18 protein-coding genes and 1 pseudogene are annotated in these 20,461 nt (G+C 64.5%); 14 read left to right on the forward strand and 5 right to left on the reverse strand.

The features are described 5' to 3' along the window. From ABIB95_RS46230 to ABIB95_RS46250, 5 genes and pseudogenes are all read left to right on the forward strand, one after another. Nucleotides 1-123: pseudogene (locus ABIB95_RS46230) on the forward strand (chemotaxis protein CheW); the annotation flags it as partial. A gap of 32 nt (nt 124-155) precedes the next feature. Then, nucleotides 156-542: a response regulator gene (locus tag ABIB95_RS46235; protein WP_018321619.1), complete on the forward strand. Its 387-nt coding sequence runs from the start codon at nt 156-158 to the stop codon at nt 540-542. A 59-nt stretch (nt 543-601) separates the two neighbouring features. Continuing rightward, nucleotides 602-1,483, forward strand: coding sequence for a CheR family methyltransferase (locus ABIB95_RS46240; protein ID WP_071908599.1), 882 nt, complete (start codon nt 602-604; stop codon nt 1,481-1,483). 2 nt (nt 1,484-1,485) lie between these two features. Next, the gene (locus tag ABIB95_RS46245; protein WP_014490546.1) at nt 1,486-1,803 is read left to right on the forward strand and encodes a hypothetical protein; all 318 of its coding nucleotides are present in this window, start codon (nt 1,486-1,488) and stop codon (nt 1,801-1,803) included. A gap of 155 nt (nt 1,804-1,958) precedes the next feature. After that, nucleotides 1,959-2,462, forward strand: a complete 504-nt coding sequence (locus tag ABIB95_RS46250; RefSeq protein ID WP_071908597.1) for a response regulator — start codon at nt 1,959-1,961, stop codon at nt 2,460-2,462. A 54-nt stretch (nt 2,463-2,516) separates the two neighbouring features. On the opposite strand, the gene ABIB95_RS46255 is transcribed toward ABIB95_RS46250, so the two are convergent. After that, entirely contained in the window at nt 2,517-2,807 is a 291-nt protein-coding gene (locus tag ABIB95_RS46255) for a hypothetical protein (RefSeq protein ID WP_354249086.1), read from the reverse strand. Nucleotides 2,808-2,956: 149 nt separating this feature from the next. Here ABIB95_RS46255 and ABIB95_RS46260 point away from each other — a divergent pair, with 149 nt between their 5' ends. Further along, nucleotides 2,957-3,592 carry a response regulator transcription factor gene (locus ABIB95_RS46260; RefSeq protein WP_071916993.1) on the forward strand — a complete coding sequence of 212 codons (636 nt, stop codon included), beginning with the start codon at nt 2,957-2,959 and terminating at the stop codon, nt 3,590-3,592. A 157-nt stretch (nt 3,593-3,749) separates the two neighbouring features. Here the strand turns inward: ABIB95_RS46260 and ABIB95_RS46265 are convergent, their stop codons facing one another. The 3 genes from ABIB95_RS46265 to ABIB95_RS46275 form a co-directional block, all read right to left on the reverse strand. After that, the gene (locus ABIB95_RS46265) at nt 3,750-7,250 is read right to left on the reverse strand and encodes a PAS domain S-box protein (RefSeq protein ID WP_354249087.1); all 3,501 of its coding nucleotides are present in this window, start codon (nt 7,248-7,250) and stop codon (nt 3,750-3,752) included. Between the two features lie 67 nt (nt 7,251-7,317). Next, entirely contained in the window at nt 7,318-7,731 is a 414-nt protein-coding gene (locus ABIB95_RS46270; protein ID WP_166346559.1) for a response regulator, read from the reverse strand. Nucleotides 7,732-7,936: 205 nt separating this feature from the next. Then, the gene (locus ABIB95_RS46275) at nt 7,937-8,659 is read right to left on the reverse strand and encodes a GntR family transcriptional regulator (protein ID WP_247313243.1); all 723 of its coding nucleotides are present in this window, start codon (nt 8,657-8,659) and stop codon (nt 7,937-7,939) included. A 94-nt stretch (nt 8,660-8,753) separates the two neighbouring features. On the opposite strand from ABIB95_RS46275, the gene ABIB95_RS46280 reads away from it, so the two are divergent. The 6 genes from ABIB95_RS46280 (at nt 8,754) to ABIB95_RS46305 (ending at nt 15,157) form a co-directional block, all read left to right on the forward strand. Then, nucleotides 8,754-9,773 carry an ABC transporter substrate-binding protein gene (locus ABIB95_RS46280; RefSeq protein WP_208083987.1) on the forward strand — a complete coding sequence of 340 codons (1,020 nt, stop codon included), beginning with the start codon at nt 8,754-8,756 and terminating at the stop codon, nt 9,771-9,773. Continuing rightward, nucleotides 9,773-10,534 (forward strand): ABC transporter ATP-binding protein, encoded by a 762-nt coding sequence (locus ABIB95_RS46285; RefSeq protein WP_354249088.1) that lies wholly within the window; start codon nt 9,773-9,775, stop codon nt 10,532-10,534. Before ABIB95_RS46280 ends, ABIB95_RS46285 begins: the two co-directional genes overlap by 1 nt. An 11-nt stretch (nt 10,535-10,545) precedes the next feature. After that, on the forward strand, nt 10,546-11,409 hold the full coding sequence (locus ABIB95_RS46290; protein ID WP_063980472.1) for an ABC transporter permease: 864 nt from the start codon (nt 10,546-10,548) through the stop codon (nt 11,407-11,409). Then, a complete protein-coding gene (araD, locus tag ABIB95_RS46295; RefSeq protein ID WP_354249089.1) occupies nt 11,406-13,145 on the forward strand; it encodes an L-arabinonate dehydratase in 1,740 nt (579 codons plus the stop codon). The genes ABIB95_RS46290 and araD overlap by 4 nt, the downstream gene beginning before the upstream one ends. Nucleotides 13,146-13,271: 126 nt before the next feature. Beyond that, nucleotides 13,272-13,991, forward strand: coding sequence for a ribonuclease activity regulator RraA (locus ABIB95_RS46300; RefSeq protein ID WP_354249090.1), 720 nt, complete (start codon nt 13,272-13,274; stop codon nt 13,989-13,991). Nucleotides 13,992-14,065: 74 nt separating this feature from the next. Then, nucleotides 14,066-15,157 (forward strand): SMP-30/gluconolactonase/LRE family protein, encoded by a 1,092-nt coding sequence (locus ABIB95_RS46305; RefSeq protein WP_354249091.1) that lies wholly within the window; start codon nt 14,066-14,068, stop codon nt 15,155-15,157. Between the two features lie 205 nt (nt 15,158-15,362). Here ABIB95_RS46305 and ABIB95_RS46310 read toward each other — a convergent pair whose 3' ends face one another. Then, nucleotides 15,363-17,468 carry a S9 family peptidase gene (locus ABIB95_RS46310; RefSeq protein ID WP_354249092.1) on the reverse strand — a complete coding sequence of 702 codons (2,106 nt, stop codon included), beginning with the start codon at nt 17,466-17,468 and terminating at the stop codon, nt 15,363-15,365. A gap of 218 nt (nt 17,469-17,686) precedes the next feature. Between ABIB95_RS46310 and ABIB95_RS46315 the strand changes: the two genes are divergently transcribed. Both ABIB95_RS46315 and ABIB95_RS46320 read left to right on the forward strand, forming a co-directional pair. Next, a complete protein-coding gene (locus tag ABIB95_RS46315) occupies nt 17,687-19,123 on the forward strand; it encodes an MBOAT family O-acyltransferase (RefSeq protein WP_354249093.1) in 1,437 nt (478 codons plus the stop codon). Next, on the forward strand, nt 19,123-20,223 hold the full coding sequence (locus tag ABIB95_RS46320; protein ID WP_354249094.1) for a hypothetical protein: 1,101 nt from the start codon (nt 19,123-19,125) through the stop codon (nt 20,221-20,223). Before ABIB95_RS46315 ends, ABIB95_RS46320 begins: the two co-directional genes overlap by 1 nt. The last annotated feature ends 238 nt before the right edge of the window (nt 20,224-20,461 follow it).

Raw genomic sequence — 20,461 nt, forward strand, 5'->3', positions numbered from 1 at the left:
AACCTCGATCCCCGCATGGCCAAGCTCGCCGGCGGCGTCCACCGCCTCGACGGCCAGCTCATGGTCGTCCTCGACGTCGATCGCGTCCTCGAGCTTAAAACCGAAGTGCAAATGGCTGCCTGAGCTAACCGAAACATCGAAGCCGGAGAACCAAAATGAAGACATGTTTGGTGGTCGATGATTCCAGCGTCGTGCGAAAGATCGCGCGCCGGATCCTGGAAGGCCTGGAATTCGAAGTTACCGAGGCCGAGGACGGCTCGAAGGCGCTGGAGATCTGCCAGCGGCAGTTGCCCGATGCGGTGCTGCTCGACTGGAACATGCCCGTGATGGACGGCTTCGAGTTCATGGGCCACATGCGCCGCCTGCCCGGCGGCGACCAGCCGAAGGTGGTGTTCTGCACCACCGAGAACAACGTGGCTCATATCGCCCAGGCGCTCAGCGGCGGCGCCAACGAGTACATTATGAAGCCCTTCGATAAAGACATCATCGCCGACAAATTCGCTGAAGTCGGCTTGATCCCGGTCGGACAAGCCATGGTCTGAGTATCTGGCCCGAGCGTTTGAGCCAGAGTGTCCCCAGTACAGCTTCCGAGAGGCTATCCGTGACCCCGACCGAGTATGAGTATCTGCGTAAGTTCCTGAGGGATCATTCCGGGCTCGACCTGTCCGCAGACAAGCAATATCTGATCGAAAGCCGGCTGTTGCCGCTCGCCCGCAAGGCCGGGCTCTCCGGGATCGGCGAGCTCGTGCAGAAGCTGCAGGGCGGCTCGAGCGCGCTCGTCACCAGCGTGGTCGAAGCCATGACCACCAACGAGACCTTCTTCTTCCGCGACAAGGTCCCGTTCGATCATTTCCGCGATACCATCATGCCTGAGGTCATCAAGGCGCGCGCCGGCCGACGGAGCGTGCGCATCTGGTGCGCCGCCGGCTCGACCGGGCAGGAGCCCTATTCGCTTGCGATGTGCTTGAAGGAGATGGGCGCGGCCCTGACCGGCTGGCGCGTCGAGATCATCGCCACCGACCTGTCGCAGGAGGTGCTCGAGAAGGCCAAGGCCGGCATCTACAGCCAGTTCGAGGTGCAGCGCGGCCTGCCGATCCAGATGCTGATGAAATATTTCAAGCAGACCGGCGAGACGTGGCAGATCAATCCCGAGCTGCGCGCGATGATCCAGCACCGGCAGCTCAACCTGCTGCATGATTTTGCCCAGCTCGGCACCTTCGACGTCATCTTCTGCCGCAACGTGCTGATCTATTTCGACCAGGACACCAAGATCAACATCTTCAACCGCCTGGCCCGCCAGATCGAGGGAGACGGCTTCCTGGTGCTGGGTGCAGCCGAAACCGTGGTCGGATTGACCGACACGTTCAGGCCGATCCCGGATCGTCGCGGCCTCTACAAGCCGAACGATCCGCGTGCAGCGGCAACCAAACCGGCTCTCGCCGGCGCCGCGCCGCCGCGCATGGCGGTGTTGGCAGGACGATAGGCATGGCAGAGGATGGCAAGGGCGCGGAGCGCGTCACGTTCAGTCGTGGCTATGATGTCTGCATCATGGCGATCGACGGCACGTGGCGGCGCGACTGCAAGCTCAATGCGATTTCCGACACCGACGCCATCCTCACGGTGGATGGTTCGATCCAGGGATTGAACCTGAAGGAATTCTTCCTGCTGCTGTCGTCGACCGGGCTCGCCTATCGCCGTTGCGAGCTGGTGCGCGTCAACGGCGCCGAAATGGACATCCAGTTCCTGCGCGGCAAGAACCGGAAGAAGCGCGGCGCCGCCGGCGGCCGTGACGAGGCAGCGTGATCGCCAAATAGGCCTCGTCCCGCGCGGCCCGCCGCCGTTTTCCGAGACGTTGGTTCATATTTGCTAAAACATCCGGACGAATTCGCCGCACCGGCTTTACGTGGCCTAAGCGCGAGCCGTGTAGCAATTACCCGTCTCAATCTCAGGATACGGCAATGCCCCGAAGTTCCCTCTCCCCCATCCCGTCAAATCTGCCCGACGTCGCCGAGCGGCGTGCGCTTCAGCTCCTGGTGGTCGACGACGACGCCACGCAGCGCAGCCTGATCACGGTCGCCGCCAGGCAGGCCGGCCATGAAGTCACGGTGGCGCCGTCCGTCGCCGAGGCGATCGAGAAGCTCCGCGCCGCCCGCTTCGACTGCGTGACGCTCGATCTCGTGCTGGAGGATGGCGACGGCATCGACGTGCTGCGCGAGATGGCGGCGGCGAAATTCGCAGGCCACGTGATCGTCATCAGCGGTATGGACGGCAAGCGCCGCAGCGCCGCCCGCAGCTTCGCTCGTTCCGTCGGGATCCAGCTCCAGGGCCTGCCGAAGCCGCTCGATCTCGCCGCGCTGCGGATCAGCCTCGCCAATCTCGGCAAGACCGCAATGGGGCTGCCGGCGATCCACACCTGGGGCGGCGTCGCTACCGACGCGATCGTGGAACGGCACCGCGCCTGAGGCGCGGAGCTGCCATGCGATCGGACGCGGGCACTGCGCCGCGCCGGTCGCAATTCAAGCCGGATTGCCGGATTCAGACAGGTATTGCAGGGCGTGGCCGAGGCCTGTCCGGCAGGCGTTGAGAGCGGCGTTCGCGGTGGCATAACGCGGCGTGACGTCGTCGAGTATGAAGACGTCGGCGGAACCTTCCGGATCGTTGCTGTGTTCTTGATCCATGGCTGCGGCGATCCGGCGCATACTGGTCTCGATCTGCGCGATCAGCAAGCGAAGGTCGGCGGCGATCAATCGTTGGCTGTCGGCCTCGGATGTTGCGACCAGCGGCAGCGTATCGGCCAAATTTAGCATGGATATTCTCCGTCTCCTGCAATTAGGCGCAATGCCGCTACTTGTGCGTTAAGTCTATGTCCCGTACAAATACGGGTGGGCCGAATCCGCGCCGAACGCCATAACGGTTGGCGCGGACGCGAGTCCGTAATGCCAACTGGATGTGGCACATGGCCGAGCAAACCTCTCGTGGTGAAATCTTCGTGGTCGACGACGACCCTGCGGTTCGCGACACCTTGTCGATGGTGTTGAAGGCGGCGGGTTATGAGGTGATCTGTTTTGCGGACGGCGCAGCGCTGCTCTCCGTCGCGCGGAACCGTACGCCGGCTGCGATCCTGCTCGACGTGCACATTCCCGGAAAGTCGGGCCTCGACATTCTGAAGGAACTGCAGGGCGAAGATTATCCGGCGCCGATCTTCATGATCTCCGGGCAGGGCGACATCTCGATGGCGGTGGGCGCCATCAAGAGCGGCGCGCTCGATTTCATCGAAAAGCCGTTCCGCGGCAGCGAGATCGTCGGCCGGTTGGACGAGGCGATCGGAGCCTATGCACGCAGGCAGGCAGAGAGCGTATCGCCGAAATTCTCTTCGCTGCACTTCCCCGGACGCGAGCCGTTGACGCGGCGTGAGCGCGAGGTGCTCGAGCAGTTCGCTTCCGGTGCGTCCAACAAGGAGGCCGGCCGCACGCTCGGCATCAGCCCACGCACCATCGAGGACCATCGCGCCAACATCATGAAGAAGCTCGGGGCGCGCAACGCCGCCGATCTGATCCGCATCGTGATGACCGCGGCCCAGCGCGCGTCGTAACGCGACTGGCCATCTCTCTCGTGCCCCGGACGCAGCGCGTCATGCAATGATGCGCTGCTGAGCCGGGGCCCATCTCTCCAATGTCACGGCTGACAGTTCTGGGTCCCGGCTCTGCGCCGCAGCGTTGCACGCTGCGCCTTGTCCGGGACACGGTTCCTCAACTGCTCAGCGCCTTGCGGATGATCCGCGCCAGATCGGACTTGCGATACGGCTTCGCCAGCAGCAGCACACCTGAATCCAGCCGGCCGTGATGGATGATCGCGTTCTCCGTATAGCCTGAGGTGTAGACCACCCTGAGGTCGGGACGCGTCTTCGACACCTCGTCGGCAAGCTGCCGTCCGTTCAACTTGCCGGGCATGATGACGTCGGTGAACAGCAGGTCGAACGGCTTGCCGGTGGCGACGATCGCGAGCGCCTCCGCGGCGTTCGCGGCCTGCAAGGTGACGTAGCCGAGCGAATGCAGCTGCGCCAGCACGTAGTCGCGCACCAGCCGGTCGTCCTCGACCACGAGGATCGTCTCGTGTCCGCCCTCGATCGTCGACGGCGTCACGCCTTCGCCCACGGCCGCGGCCGTCTTGCCGGGCGGCAGATACATCTTGATCGTGGTCCCGTGGCCTTCCTCGCTGTAGATCTTGATGTGGCCCGTAGACTGCTTGATGAAGCCGTAGACCATCGAAAGCCCGAGCCCGGTGCCCTTGCCCGGTCCCTTCGAGGTGAAGAACGGATCGAACACCCGGGCCAGCATGTGCGCAGGAATGCCCGTGCCGGTGTCGCTCACGGCGATCAGCACATAGTGTCCGGGCCTGACGTCGTTGACGCTGGCATAGACCTCGTCGAGATAGGCGGCGCCGGTCTCCACGATCAGCTTGCCGCCGCCGGGCATGGCGTCGCGGGCATTGAGTGCGAGGTTGAGGATCGCGGTGGTGAGCTGGTTCGGGTCGACGATCGCGACGCAGCTCTCGTCCTCGAACACCGATTCGATCTGGATCTGCTCGCCCAGCGTCGGGCGTAACAGCTTTGCGGTGTCGATGATCAGTGCGTTGATGTCGACCTCGCGCGGCTGGAGCGGCTGCTTGCGCGCGAAGGCGAGCAGGTGCTGGGTCAGCTCGGCGCCACGCCCGGCGGCCTCGTCGATCATCTTCGTGATCGCCGCAAGCTCCGGCTCCTTCGCCACCGCGTCGGCCAGGATCTCGATCGTCCCGGTGATGACGGTGAGGATGTTGTTGAAGTCATGCGCCACGCCGCCGGTGAGCTGGCCGACAGCCTCCATCTTGTCGGCGTGGCGGATGCGCTCCTCGGACGCGATCTTGTCGGTGAGGTCGCGGTAGAACACGTTGAACAGAATGCCTTCGCGGCGTTTCAGCGCCGTGACGCTCAGCTCGGCCCTGAATTCCTTGCCGTCGCGACGGCGAACCGTGAGCTCGCGGCGGCGGTTGAGCGTCTGGCCGTCCTGGGACTCGAGGAAGCGCGCGAGGCCGGCCTTGACCCGCTCCCGCTCGCTCTCGGCGACGATGAGGTCGACCCCATTCCTGCCCAGCGCTTCGTCGCGCCGCCAGCCGAACAGCTCCTCGGCCCGCGAGCTCCAGTTCAGGATGGTGCTGCGCTCGTCGGTCTGGACGAAGGCGTCGAGCGCGGTCTCGACGATATTGCGCGCGAGCAGCTCGCTTTCGCGCAAGGACTCTTCCGCGCGCCTCGCCTCGGTCATGTCGCGTCCGACGAAGAAGAAGCGTTTGGCCTGATCTGACCAGTTGCCGAGCCAGGACAGCCAGACCTCGCGTCCGTCCTTGTGGATGCAGCGGGTGTCGGCGAGCCTGGGGTGCCCGCCGCGCCGGAGCGCGCGCATCTCCTCGCGGGATTGCTCGAGATGCGCGGGATGGATGAAATCGACGCCGCTGCGGCCGATCATCTCGTCCGGCGGGTAGCCGAGCACGGCCTGGCTGCTCGGGCTGACCTGCACGATATGGCCCCGCGAACCCATGATCATGATCAGATCTTCCGAGGCGTCGAACAGCTGCCGCCGTTCCTCGATCTGCTGTTGCAGCGCGCGCTCGGTCCGTCGCGCGTCGGTCAGGCGGCGCGCCGTGCCGGACGCGCCGATGATCTCGCCCGAATCGTCCCTGATCGGTGACAGGCTCACCGAGATTTCGACCGGACTGCCATCCTTGCGCAGGCGCACCGTTTCGAAATGCTCGATCCGCTCGCCCGTCGCAATCCGCCGCAGATAGTCCTTGCCCTTTTCGCGGCGATCGGGTGGCAGGAGGATCAAGGTCGGCTGTCCGACCGCTTCCTCGGCCGTATAGCCGTAGAGGCGCTCGGCCGCCGCATTCCAGCCGATGATGATGCCGTCGAGCGTCTGCATAACGATCGAATCGTCGGAGGATTCGACGGCCGCGCTGAACAGGCGTTCGCGGACGGCAAGCTGGTCGCGCGCGGCCTCGGTGCGCCGCCGCTCCTCGACCTCATGCTCCAGCGCTGCCGTCTTCGCCCGCATTTCATCGATCAGACGGGCAAATGCCCGCGCCAGCACACCGGTCTCGCCGGGGGCGTCGGTTGGAATTCTGATGGAATTGTCCCGACCGAGCCACTCGACCGCCGCAGTGAGCTGCCCGATCGGCCGGGTCAACGACCGCGCCAGCAGCACGGCCAGTATGGCGGCGACCAGCACCGCGATGAGGCCGATCGTGATGGTCGATTTCTCGATGGTGACGGCCGGCGCCATGAAAACGGCGTTGGGCACGACGCGCATGACACCGACCCACTGGTCCTCGGCCAGGATTGCGGGCGCGATCGCGGTGCCGCTCGGCTTGCCGTCACTGCCCGGTACGACCTGGGTCGCGCCCAGCGTCGATCCGGTGATGGCTGCGAAATAGGGGAAGTCGTCCTGCCAGCGTGTTGGCGTCCCCAGTTGCGAACCGAACTCGCGGGTGCGATCCGGATGCACGAGATAGTCGCCGCTACGGCCGACCAAATAGACCGCTTCACCGTTCCGGATCGATATCCTGATCCGGTCGAACACCTGGCGCATGTCGACATTGATGACGACGATGCCGAACAGCCGGTGATCGGACCCAAACAGGGGCGCCGCGACGCGCAAGGTCGGAACATAGGGCATCTGAACCACGCCGTCGTCGACGTCCAGTTCGACCGGGGAGACGCTGACCTGGTCTTCTGCCAGCTTGATCGCCGCCTGGAAGAAGGAGCGCTCGCCCTTGTTCTGCAAGGCATCGTCGGGAACTGCTCGCACCGCTCCGTTCGGGCCGGAGCGGTCGACGCGCAGATACTCGACGCCGTCGGCACCGATGATACGGAATTTTGCGTAGGCCGGGTTGGCGCCGACGTCGGCCACGAGGCGCGTCAGCAACCGGTCGCGCCAGGTCTTCTCCGAGAGGTGGTCGACCGGATCGACCCCGTCGTTGAAATGGGCATCGATCATGCCGCGCGCGGCGGCACGGGAGCGGAACGTCGCAACGTCGGCGCGGGCGCCGTTCACATGCGCTTCGAGTTGCGAGGCCAGGAGCCGCGAGTGGCCCTCGATACGGTCGAGCACGCGCGGCAGGAAGGCTTGCTCCAGGCTGTAATGGCTCAGCCATCCGACAGCGGCGACCGCAGCCGCGACCAGCAGGATCATTGCGATGGCCAGCCGGGTCGCGAGGGTCATATCGGCCTTCGCGCCGCGTCGCGAGCGGTCCCGAATGTCCTGCTACGCTGCAACACGGATCGCCCCGTCATCGGCTGCCGGAGGCGGCATTGGCTTGTGGCGCGGATGTGAGGCAGCCGTCGACAGCGGCGAGCAGGGCGTCCGGCCGGAACGGCTTCTGCAGACTTGCGACCGCGCCGAGCTTGGTCGCCATCTTCAGAAAGTCCGGCTCGGCATACGCGTCCGGGGCGACGGCGCGGCCGGAAATGACGATGATCGGAAGGGCCGGCTGCAGCACCCGGATGTGGCGCATCGTCTCCAGTCCGTCCATGCCGGGCATGAATATGTCGAGGAACAGGAGGTCGAACCGGCTCGCCTCGAACAGCGCAAGCCCCGTGTGGCCGTCGCCGGCGGCGGTGACGTGATGGCCGGCCCTCTCCAGGATCAGCCGGATCGTGATCTGCACGGCCGGGTCGTCATCCACAATCAGGATGTTGGCCACGTCTGAAACCCTCCGGGCCGGATGGGGCGTTCCAGCGACCCCAAATCAAAGCATCAAATGCGAAATTGTTGCGCGGTTTCCGTCCGGCCTGCAAGCACTTCGCGGCCGACACCTTGTCCGCCTCGCGCGATTCCGGCGAGGTCGGCCATATGCATGCTTACGTGCACATGCGGTCCCTGACCCACGCCCGGATCGTGTCGCGGGCCTAATCGGTCAGGTATTCGGGATGGTGGCTCCGGATCTTGTCGAGCTCGCTGAGCGTGCCCGACAGGTGCTTGCGCAGATGCTGTTGCGCGGCGTCAGCGTCTCCGGCCTCGATCGCGCGCGTGATCAGCTTGTGGTGGCGGACGATGTTCTGGGCCTTGCCGGGCGAGGGCAGATGCAGCCGGCGCAGCCGGTCGATATGCCCGCTGCGGCTGCGCACCAGCGTCCACAGGTCTTGCTTTCCGGCGGCGGCGTAGAGCTGGGCGTGAAAATCATTGTCGCCGGCGATGAAGCTCTCGAAGTCCCCGGCCTTGGCGAATTGCTGCTGGAGCGCGATCGCGTGGTCAAGACGGATGACCAGGGCCTGGTCATGCTGTTCCGCGAGCATCCGGACGATTTCGAGCTCCAGCGCCTGGCGCAGGAAATGGGCCTGCTCGGCGCGGCCGACGTCGACCCGGCTGACCACGGTCGCGTGCTGCGGAAACACGTCGACGAGCCCTTCCTCCTCCAGCCGCATCAGCGCATCGCGCACCGGTGTCGAGCTGACGCCGAACTGGCCGGCAAGCTCGGCGCGTGACAGGGGCGCGCCCGGCGGCAGTTCCAGGGCGATGATCGCATTGCGCAGCCGCTCGAACACCTGCGGCGCCGCCTGGCGGGCGCGGTCGAGCCTTGAAACGGCTTTTGCGGGTCGTGCCGCGCGCGGCGCGGTATCGGTTGCTTCCATGGCGGGTCCCGCGGGCTTGCCTTTGATGCACTAATATATTAGTGCATCAGCAGGGTCAACGCAGCTCGACGCTGGCCGGAGGAAACACACAACAATGATCAAGCATCTTCGTAGCAAGCTTGCGGCTGCCGCCCTGATCGCCGCAACCGTCCTGCCAGTATCCGCGGCGCATGCGCAGCAGAAATCCGAGATCTCGCTGTCGCGCCAGCCCGGCATCTTCTACATGCCGAGCCACATCATGGAAAAGCAGAAGCTGATCGAGAAGCACGCAGCTTCGCTCGGTGTACCCGGCGTCACCACCAAATGGGTGACCTTTTCCGGCGGCGGCGCGCAGACCGATGCGCTGCTCGCCGGCGGCGTCGACATCCTCAACACCGGCACCGGCAATCTTCTTTTGCTGTGGGACCGCACCCGCGGCGGCGTGAAGGGCATCGTCGCGACCTCGGCGCAGCCGATGACGCTGATCAGCCGCGACGCCAACATCAAGTCGATCAAGGATTTCGGTCCGAGCGACAAGATCGCGGTGCCGACGGTGAAGGTTTCGACGCAGGCGATCGTGCTGCAGATCGCGGCTGCGGAGGCGTTCGGCGCCGACCAATGGTCGAAGCTCGACGCCAACACCGTGCAGCTCGGCCATCCCGACGCCTATGCGGCGTTGTCCAATCCCAAGCACGAGGTGCACACCCACTTCTCGATCCCGCCTTTCACCTTCCTGGAGCTGAAGAACGTGCCGGGCGCCCATGTCGTGCTGAACTCGCCCGACGTGATGGGCGGTCCGCTGAGCCAGGCGCAGTTCTTCACCACGACGAAATTCGCCGATGCCAATCCGAAGATCATCCAGGCGGTGCGCGATGCCACCAAGGAAGCGCAGGATCTGATCCGCAGCGACACCAAACAGGCGGTCGAGATCTACAAGGAGATCACCGGTGACAAGACCTCGGTGGAAGAGCTGCTCGATCTCCTGAAGGAGCCCGGCATGATGGAGTGGAATCTCGAGCCGCAGGGCACGATGAAATTCGCGGCCCATCTGTACAGGACCGGCACGCTGAAGATGCAGCCCAAGGCCTGGACCGACTATTATCTCCCCGTCGCGCACGACCTGAAGGGCAACTGATGGCGCTGCTCGACGTCAGCTCCGTGACGCTGCGCTACAAGACCTCCAGCGCCGTCGTCACCGCCACCGAAAGGGTCAGCTTCACCGTCGACAGGTCCGACCGCTTCGTGCTGCTCGGGCCGTCCGGCTGCGGCAAGTCGACCCTGCTCAAGGCCGTCGGCGGCTACATGATGCCGAGCGAAGGCCGGATGACCATCAACGATCGCGAGATCCATGGTCCCGGCGCCGACCGCATGATGATCTTCCAGGAGTTCGACCAGCTGCTGCCCTGGAAGAGCGTGCTTGCCAACGTGATGTTCCCGCTGCTGACCGCGCGAAAATTGTCGCGCAAGGACGCCGAGGCGCGGGCACGGGCCTATATCGAGAAGGTCGGCCTCACCCGCGTCGTCGACGCCTATCCGCACACGCTGTCCGGCGGCATGAAGCAGCGCGTCGCGATTGCGCGCGGCATGGCGATGGAGCCCGATATCCTGCTGATGGACGAGCCGTTCGCCGCGCTCGACGCGCTGACGCGCCGCACCTGCCAGGACGAGCTGCTCCAGCTCTGGAACGAGACCAAATTCACGGTGCTGTTCGTGACCCATTCCATCGCGGAAGCGATCCGCATCGGCAACCGCATCCTGCTGCTGTCGCCGCATCCCGGCCGCGTCAAGGCCGAGGTGGTCGACGTCGACAAGGTCTCGAATGGAGACGGCAGCGCCGGCCGGCTGGAGAAGGAGATCCACGATCTCCTGTTCGCCGCCGAAGCCACGTCGCACTAGGGGAGCCTGTCATGGGCGAAGCGAGAATATTGCTGCGTGACGCGTCGGTCGCCGCGACCGGCGGTGCGGGCGAGGTCGAGCGCAAGCTGAGCGTGCCGGAGCTGTTGTGGAACGACGGTTTTGTCCGCAAGACCGTCATCATCCTGTTTCTGGCGGCGGTCTGGGAAGCCTATGGCGTCGCCCTCGACAATCCGCTGCTGTTTCCAACGCTGCACGACACCATCGTGACGCTTTGGGACCGCGTGAAAGACGGCACCATTCCGATGCGCGCCTGGGCTTCGCTGAAAGTCCTTTTCATGGGCTATTCGGCCGGCATCGTACTCGCCGCGATCTTCACCGTGCTCGCCATCTCGACGCGGATCGGCACCGACTTCTTGGAAACGGTCACGGCGATGTTCAACCCGTTGCCGGCGATCGCGCTGTTGCCGCTCGCGTTGATCTGGTTCGGCCTCGGCAATGGCAGCCTCGTCTTCGTGCTGATCCATTCGGTGCTGTGGCCGGTCGCGCTCAACACCCATTCCGGCTTCAAGAGCGTGTCCAACACGCTGCGCATGGTCGGCCGCAATTACGGCCTGCGCGGGCTGCCCTACGTGGCCAAGATCCTGATTCCCGCCGCCTTCGGCTCGATCCTTACCGGCCTCAAGATCGGCTGGGCCTTTGCATGGCGTACCCTGATCGCGGCCGAGCTGGTGTTCGGCGTGTCTTCGGGCCAGGGCGGGCTTGGCTGGTTCATCTTCGAGAACCGCAACCTCCTCGACATACCCGCAGTGTTCGCGGGCCTCTTGACGGTGATTATCATCGGGCTTTTTGTCGAGAACCTGATCTTCCGCGCCATCGAGCGGAACACCGTGCAGAAATGGGGCACCCAATCATGACCAAGAAGAAAATCACGCCCGACCAGCTCCGTAGCGCGCGCTGGTTCGCGCCCGACGACCTCCGCTCGTTCGGCCATCGCTCCCGCACCATGCAGATGGGCTACGCCCCGGAGGAGTGGAAGGACCGCCCGATTATCGCGATCCTCAACACCTGGTCGGACGCGCAGCCCTGCCACATGCACTTCAAGTCGCGCGTCGACGACGTCAAGCGCGGCATCCTGATGGCCGGCGGCCTGCCGCTGGAGCTGCCGGCGCTGTCGCTGTCGGAATCGCTGTTGAAGCCGACCACCATGCTCTACCGCAATCTGCTGGCGATGGACGCCGAGGAGCTGTTGCGCAGCCATCCCGTCGACGGCGTGGTGCTGATGGGCGGCTGCGACAAGACCACCCCGGCGCTACTGCTGGGTGCGACCTCGATGAACATCCCGGCGATCTATCTGCCGGCGGGACCGATGCTGCGCGGCAATTGGAAGGGCAAGACGCTGGGCTCCGGCTCGGACGGCTGGAAATATTGGGACGAGCGGCGCGCCGGCAAGATCTCCGACAAGGATTGGCTCGATATCGAAGCCGGCATCGCGCGGAGCTACGGCACCTGCATGACTATGGGCACGGCCTCGACCATGACCGCGATTGCGGAAGCGATTGGCATGACGCTGCCCGGCGCCTCCTCGATTCCCGCCGCGGACGCCAACCACATCCGCATGGCCTCTGAATGCGGCCGCCGTATCGTCGAGATGGTGTGGGAGGATCTGACGCCGAAGACGATCCAGACCCGAAAAGCCTTCGAGAACGCGATTGCTGTGGCCATGGCGATGGGCTGCTCCACCAACGCGATCATCCATCTGATCGCGCAGGCCCGCCGCGCCGGTCTGGACATCGGCCTCGACGATTTCGAGAAGGCGAGCCGCAAGGTGCCCGTGATCGCCAACGTCCGCCCGAGCGGCGATGCCTATCTGATGGAGGACTTCTTCTATGCCGGCGGCCTGCCGGCGCTGATGGGCCAGATCAAGCCGCATCTGCATCTGGACTGTATCACTGTTACCGGCAAGAGCGTTGGCGAAAACATCGAGGGCGCCGAAGTGCACAACGCCGATGTTATCCGCGGCGTCGACAATCCCATCTACAAGGAAGGCGCGCTCGCCGTGCTGAAGGGCAACCTTGCGCCCGACGGCTGCGTCATCAAGCCGAGCGCCTGCGCGCCGCGCTTCCTCAAGCACACCGGGCCTGCGTTGGTGTTCGACGACTATCCGTCGATGAAGAAGGCGGTCGACGATCCCAACCTCGATGTCACCGAGGATCACATCCTCATCCTGCGCAATGCAGGGCCGCAGGGCGGGCCGGGCATGCCGGAATGGGGCATGCTGCCGATCCCGACAAAACTCGTGAAGCAGGGCGTGCGCGACATGGTGCGCATCTCGGACGCGCGCATGAGCGGCACCAGCTACGGCGCCTGCATCCTGCACGTTTCGCCGGAGTCCTACATCGGCGGCCCGCTGGCGCTGGTGCGGAACGGCGACCGCATCACGCTCGACGTCGCCGCGCGTACCATCAACCTCGATGTCCCCGAGGCCGAGCTCGACAAACGCCGCGCCGCCTGGAGGCAGCCCGAGCGCCGCTTCGAGCGCGGCTATGGCTGGATGTTCACCAAACACATCAAGCAGGCCAACGACGGCTGCGACTTCGACTTCCTGGAGACCGATTTCGGCGCGCCGATCGGCGAGCCGTCGATTTATTAACCACCTGTCATTCCGGGGCGCGCCGCTTGGCGCGAGCCCGGAATCCATACTCACGATGGTGGCTATGGATTCCGGGCTCATCGCTTCGCGATGCCCCGGAATGACGAAAGAGAGAGTGATAGCCCGATGACAAAACTCACCGAAGCCGCCCGCACAAAACTCAAATCCGTCTCCACTGCCACCGTCGCCACCGCGTTGTTCAAGCGCGGCCTGCGCATCCAGATGATCCAGGATGTGCACCCGCTCGGCGCCGACCAGCCGACCATGGTCGGTGAGGCCTTCACGCTGCGCTACATGCCGGCGCGCGAGGACCTCAACACCATCGACGTCTTCAAGGACCGTTCCCACCCGCAGCGCAAGGCGATCGAGGATTGTCCGCCCGGCAGCGTGCTGGTGATGGACAGCCGCAAGGACGCGCGCGCGGCCTCTGCCGGCGCGATCCTGGTGACGCGATTGATGAAGCGCGGCGTCGCCGGCGTCGTCACCGATGGCGGCTTCCGCGATTCCGCCGAGATCGCCAAGCTCGGCATTCCCGCCTACCATCATCGTCCCTCGGCGCCGACGAACCTCACGCTGCACCAGGCGATCGAGATCAACGTGCCGATCGGCTGCGGCGATGCGCCGGTATTTCCGGGCGACGTCATTCTCGGCGACAGCGACGGCGTCATCGTGATCCCCGCGCATCTCGCCGACGAGATCGCCAACGAAACCTTTGAGATGACCGCGTTCGAGGACTTCGTCACCGAGGAGGTCGGCAAGGGCCGCGGCATCTTCGGTCTCTATCCCGCCACCGATCCGCAGACACTCACCGACTTCGCGGAATGGCGGAAGAAGAACGGCCGCTAGGCCGAAGCTAAGTCACGTCAAGAAACGAGCCGGCGCATCAAGCGCCGGCCTTTTATCGAGCAGGGAGGATTGTTATGAATTTCACGCGACGTAGTCTCATGGTCGGCGCCGGTGCGACGGCGGCTTCCGCACTTCTGGCCCGCGCCGCCGGTGCCCAGTCGTTTCCGTTCACACCCAACCAGCGCTACCCCGATCCCGCCGTCCAGATCCTCGATCCCAGCTTTGGAAAATACCGGCTCTATTCGTCGACGGTCGAGCAGGTCGCAACAGGCATGCGCTGGGCCGAAGGCCCCGCCTATTTCCCCGAGGGCGGTTATCTGCTGTTCTCGGACATTCCCAACAACCGGATCATGAAGTTCGACGAGAAGACCGGGCAGACCAGCGTGTTCCGCGCCAACGCCAACTACGCCAATGGCAATGCGCGCGACCGCCAGGGCCGCCTCGTCACCTGCGAGCACTCCGTGACCCGCCGCATCACCCGCACCGAGAAGGACGGCAAGATCACGGTTCTTGCCGACAAGTTCGAGGGCAAACGGCTGAACGCGCCGAACGACATCGTGGTGAAGTCCGACGACAGCATCTGGTTCACCGATCCCTTGTTCGGCATCAACGGCGAGTGGGAAGGCAACAAGGAGAAGTCCGAGCAGGCCACCACCAACGTCTATCGCATCGCCAAGGACGGCAAGATCAGTGCCGTCCTCACCGACCTCGTCAATCCCAACGGCCTCGCCTTCTCGCCGGACGAGAAGAAGCTCTACATCGTCGAATGGAAGGGCACGCCCAACCGCAGCATCTGGAGCTACAATGTCGGCGACGACGGCAGCTTGAGCGGCAAGACCAAGCTGATCGATGCCGCCGACCAGGCCTCGCTCGACGGTTTTCGCGTCGATCGCGACGGCAATCTCTGGTGCGGCTGGGGCTCCAACGGCGCGCTGCAATCCGAACCCACCGACATCGGCGGCCGCAAGGTCTTTCAGCTCAGGGGCAAGTCGGAAGAGCTCGACGGCGTGATGGTGTTCAACGCGGACGGCAAGCCGCTCGCCTTCATCAAGCTGCCCGAACGCTGCGCCAACCTCTGCTTCGGCGGCCCCAAGAATAATCGGCTCTATATGGCCAGCAGCCACTCGGTGTATGCGCTCTACGTCGAGGCGCATGGGGCGGTGTGAGGTGCTGGTGGGGCTGTGATTCGCCCCACAATCTCCGCCGTCGTCCCGGGGCGCGCAAAGCGCGAGCCCGGGACCCATAACCACAGGGAGAAGTTTGGCGAAGACTCGAAGTTGGCAGCTCGCGCCGCAACTACTCCCTGGGGTTATGGGTCCCCGCCCCCGTGCGCAATTGCGCACTAGGCGGGGACGACAGCGGTAGGTGTCGCTACACCCCGGCCTCCGCCATCCCGGCCGCCCACAGCGCGAACGCATAAACGATAGCGACTTCATCGAGCCGGTCAAACCGCCCCGAGGCGCCGCCGTGGCCGGCGCCCATGTTGGTGCGGAGTAACACCGGGCCGCCGCCGCTCATGGTGGCGCGCAGGCGCGCGATCCATTTGGCCGGCTCCCAATAGGTCACGCGCGGATCGGTCAGGCCGCCCATCGCCAGGATCGCCGGATAGTCCTTGGCCGCGACATTGTCATATGGCGAGTACGACAGGATGGTGCGAAAATCCTTTTCGCTCTCGATCGGGTTGCCCCATTCCGGCCATTCCGGCGGCGTCAGCGGCAGCGTGTCGTCGAGCATGGTGTTGAGCACGTCGACGAACGGTACCTCGGCGACGATGCCCGCGAACAGCTCGCCGGCGCGGTTTGCCACCGCGCCCATCAGCATGCCGCCGGCCGAGCCGCCATGGCCGACGATGCGCTTCGCGCTCGTATACTTCGCATCGATCAGCGCGCGGGCGCTGGCGGCAAAATCGTCGAACGAGTTGGTCTTCTTCTCGCGCTTGCCGTCGAGATACCAGCCCCAGCCCTTGTCGGCGCCGCCGCGAATATGGGCGATGGCGTAAACAAAACCGCGGTCGACCAGCGAGAGGCGATTGGCGTTGAACGAGGCCGGCATCGCCATGCCGTAGGAGCCGTAGCCGTAGAGCAGCAGCGGCGCCGAGCCGTCGAGCTTCAGCCCGCGGCGATAGAGGATCGACACCGGCACCTCGGCGCCGTCATGCGCCTTGGCCATGATGCGCGTCGTGACATAGTCGGCCGCATCGTGGCCCGACGGGATCTCCTGGCGCTTGCGTAAGGTCCGCGTGCGCTTGACCATGTCGTAGTCATAGACTTCCGACGGCGTCGTCATCGACGAATAGGCGAAGCGCAGATTCGTCGTCTCGAATTCGTAGGAGCCCATCGTATCGAGCGAATAGGCCGCCTCGTCGAAGGCGATGGCGTGCTCGTCCCTGGTCGCGAGATCGCGGATCACGACCGACGGCAGTGCATTGGCGCGCTCCAGCCGCACCAGATGGCCGGCATAGAGATCGAGGTCGATGATGTAGACGCCGGGACGATACGGGACCAGGTCGCGCCAGTTCTTGCGCTCGGGCGAAGCCAGCGGTGCGGTGACGATCTTGAAATCGATGCCGTCATCGGCATTGGTGAGGATGAAGAGCTCGTCGCCGCGGTCCGCCAGCGAATATTGCACGCCGTCCTCGCGCGCCGCGACCAGGCGCGGCGGCGCTTCGGGGTGGGCGAGATCGATCAGCCGCTGCTCGGAAGTCTCGTGATCGCCGCCCGCGATCACGCAGAAGCGGCCGCTGGTGCTCTCATGCAGATGGGTGAACCAGCCGGAATCCTGCTCCTCATAGACGAGCGTGTCGTCGGCCTGCCTGGTGCCGAGCTTGTGCAGCCACACCTGCATCGGGCGATGGTTGTCGTCGAGCTTCACGTAGAAGAAGCTCTTGCAGTCCTTGCTCCAGACGATGCCGCCGTCGGTCTCCTCGACCAAATCGTCAAGATCCTTGCCCGTGGCCCAGTCGCGGACGCGGATGGAAAAATATTCCGAGCCCTTGGTGTCCGCGCTCCAGGCTTGCAGCTTGTGATCGTTCGAGTGGCGGCTGCCGCCGAACTTGAAATATTTGTGGTCCTTCGCGAGCGCATCGCCGTCGAGCACGATATGACCCTCACCACCGTCGCGCGGCATGCGGCCGAACAATTCGTGCTGGCCACCCTCGCGAAACCTGCGGAAATAGGCGAACGGGCCGTCGGGCGAGGGCACGCTGGAATCGTCCTCCTTGATCCGCCCGCGCATCTCGCGCACCAGCGTCTTCTGAAGTGACGAGGTGTGGCCGAGCAGGCTCTCGGTGTAGCCGTTCTCTTCATCGAGATATTTGCGAATGTCGGGATCGAGCACGGCGGGATCGCGCAGCACCTCCTGCCATTTCTCATCCTTCAGCCAGGCATAGTCGTCGGTCACGGTGATCCCGTGCCGCGTGAAGGAATGCGGCCGGCGCGGGGCGACGGGGGGCTGGGAAGGTGTCTTGGCTTGTGTCACTCGGTCCTCATCATCTCGTACTCGCGCTGCGCTCCCTCTTTACCTCTCCCCGTAAGAACGGGGAGAGGGAGAAGAAAGGCGCGCCGCATCGCTCGCCGTGTTCCACCTTATATCGTCCCGATTCCACGAATTGCCAGCGCCACTGCGCCAAGTCGCCGGGTTGTTGATCGCCCCCTTGTATGCTTTAGGGGCGATATTCCCGCCTCCGGTCCAGCCTGATGCTGTTCAATTCCTACCCGTTCATCCTGCTGTTCCTGCCGGCCGTGCTGGCCGGCTATTTCTGGCTCGGGCGGCGCAGCAATCTGGCGCCGGTGATCTGGCTGGCGCTGGCCTCGCTCACCTTCTACGCCATCGGCAGCTGGCAGTTCGTGGCCCTGCTGCTGGTCTCGATCGCCTTCAACTACGGCGTCGGCTATCTCCTGATCGCGGCGAAGCTCGCCCCAATGCAACGAAAGGCGGCGCTCGCGCTCGGCGTCGTCGGCGACCTCCTGGTGCTCGGCATCTTCAAATATGCCGGCTTCGTCGCCGAGAACATCAATGCGCTGGCCGGTACGCATGTTGCGGTCCACATCCTGCTGCCGGTCGGCATCTCCTTCTACACTTTCACCCAGATCGCGTTCCTGGTGGATGCGTATCGTGGCCAGGTCGCGCGTTACGCCTTGCCGCACTATGCGCTGTTCGTGACCTACTTTCCGCACCTGATCGCGGGGCCGATCCTCCACCACAAGGACATGATCCCGCAATTCGAGCGGAAAGAGACCAAGTATCCGGACGCGCACCTGATCCTGTGCGGAATCGTCATCTTCGCGATCGGCCTGTTCAAGAAGACCTGCCTTGCCGACGGCATCCAGCCCCTGGTGGCGCTCGCCTTCGAGGCGCGCTCGCCGAGCTTTGATCAGGCCTGGTGTGGTGCGCTCGCCTACACGTTCCAGCTCTATTTCGACTTCTCCGGCTATTCCGACATGGCGATCGGGATATCGCTGATGTTCGGCATCTTCCTGCCCGTGAATTTCAACTCACCCTACAAGGCCACCAGCATCGTCGAGTTCTGGCGCGGCTGGCACATGACGTTGTCGCAGTTCCTGCGCGACTATCTCTACATCTCGCTCGGCGGCAACCGCCGCGGCCGTGTGCTGCGCTATGTCAATCTGATGATCACGATGCTGCTCGGTGGACTCTGGCACGGCGCGGCCTGGACTTTTGTCGCCTGGGGCGCGCTGCATGGCGCTTATCTCTGCGTCAATCATGCCTTCAACGCGCTGGTGCCCAACGTCCCGGCGTTGCTCCTGCGCCCGGTCCGCATCGTCGGAGCCGTGCTGACGTTCCTCGCCGTCGTCGTGGCCTGGGTGTTCTTCCGTGCCGAGAGCGTTACTTGGGCGCTGCGCGTGCTCCACGCGATGGCCGATCCGTCGAATATCGTCCTCGGCCGCGAGGAGATCGCCGCATTGGTTCTGGTGTCGATCTACGCCGCGCTGGTGTGGCTGGCGCCGAACACGCAAGCGATCATGGGATACGAGCACGACAATCGCAGGGTCGGCGAGGCCCTGCCGGCAGGGCGGATGCGGCCGCTGTTTCTCTACGGCGCGTCGCTGGTGCTCGCTCTCGGGATTCTCGGCATCCAGAGCCACAGCGAATTCATCTATTTCCGGTTCTGATGCGGGGCAATTTCACACATCTGAGACGTCTTCTGCTCGCCAGCATCACCTGCGTGCTGGGCGCGGCGGTGCTCACCTATCTCGTCGATCCCTTGCAATTGTTTCGCCCGTCGCGACTGGCCTTCTATTCCGACGACACGCGCGTGCAGAATGCCGGGTTGATCCGCAGCCGGTCGTTCGACACCGCCTTCATGGGCACCTCGCTCGCGATCCATTTCCGCCAGAGCGACATCGATCGCGCGCTCGGCGTCCACTCGCTCAAGCTGGCGATGACCGGGTCCAATTCGCGCCAGCAGGGCTTTGTGCTGGAGCGGGCGATCGAGCGCGGCGCCCGGCGCGTGATCTGGGCGATGGACGATTTCATCTTTGTCGATGCGGCCGATATCGAGGCCGATCCCTTTCTGTCCGTCGATCTCTATCGCCAGACAACGAAGGGCATCGCGTCCTACCTGTTCAGCGCCGCGATGGCGAAGGAATCCCTGTTCGCGCTGCTGCGGTCGATCCCGCCGCTGCAACAGCCGCTGACGCGGGCGGCGCCGTTTCTCCCCGTCAAGTTCGCGCTGTCCGATGTCGACGACATCTACGCGCTGCCGCGCGATTTCGACGTCGCGCGTGACTACAATGCGAAGAAGACGCTTGCCTCGTTCGCCTACATCACGAGCCCCGTGCGCAGCCACTTCCTCGGCGAAGGCTACGGCTACGACGCCATGCTCCGGCATTTCGAGCGCGACGCCGTCGGCTTGATCACGCGTCATCCGGACGTGACCTTCGACATTTACTTGCCGCCCTATTCGATCCTGCAGTTCGTCGCGATGCGCGATGCCTCGCCTGCGACGCTGAAGATCGTCACCGACCTCACCGCGCGATTCGCCGAGCGGCTGACGCAGCTTCCGAATGTGCGTCTATACGATTTCCGCGCGATCAGGGATGTGACGCACGATCTCGATAACTACAGCGACGTCATCCACCATTCGCCGGCGGTGGACGCGATGGTGCTGAATTGGCTGGCGCGTGGAGAGTATCGCGTCGATCCTGAGGCGCCGCTCGCGTCGCTTGATGCGCTCAAGGTTCAAGTCGAAGCGTATCGAGTCGCGCGCTGAACTTCCCCTCTCCCCCTGTGGGAGAGGGTGGCTCGCCGCGTAGCGGCGAGACGGGTGAGGGGTATCTATCCGCGCGTACAACTCTCGCAGTGAAGTTTGCGGAGACAGACCCCTCATCCGGCGCTTCGCGCCACCTTCTCCCACAAGGGGCCTGTTGCGTAATTCGTCAATTGTGATTCCCTAGGGCAAAGCCTTGGAGGGTAGCGATGGCGGTCAAGCGGACGGGACAGCCGAGCTT

This window comes from Bradyrhizobium sp. LA2.1, assembly GCF_040547725.1.
Taxonomy (GTDB): domain Bacteria; phylum Pseudomonadota; class Alphaproteobacteria; order Rhizobiales; family Xanthobacteraceae; genus Bradyrhizobium; species Bradyrhizobium barranii.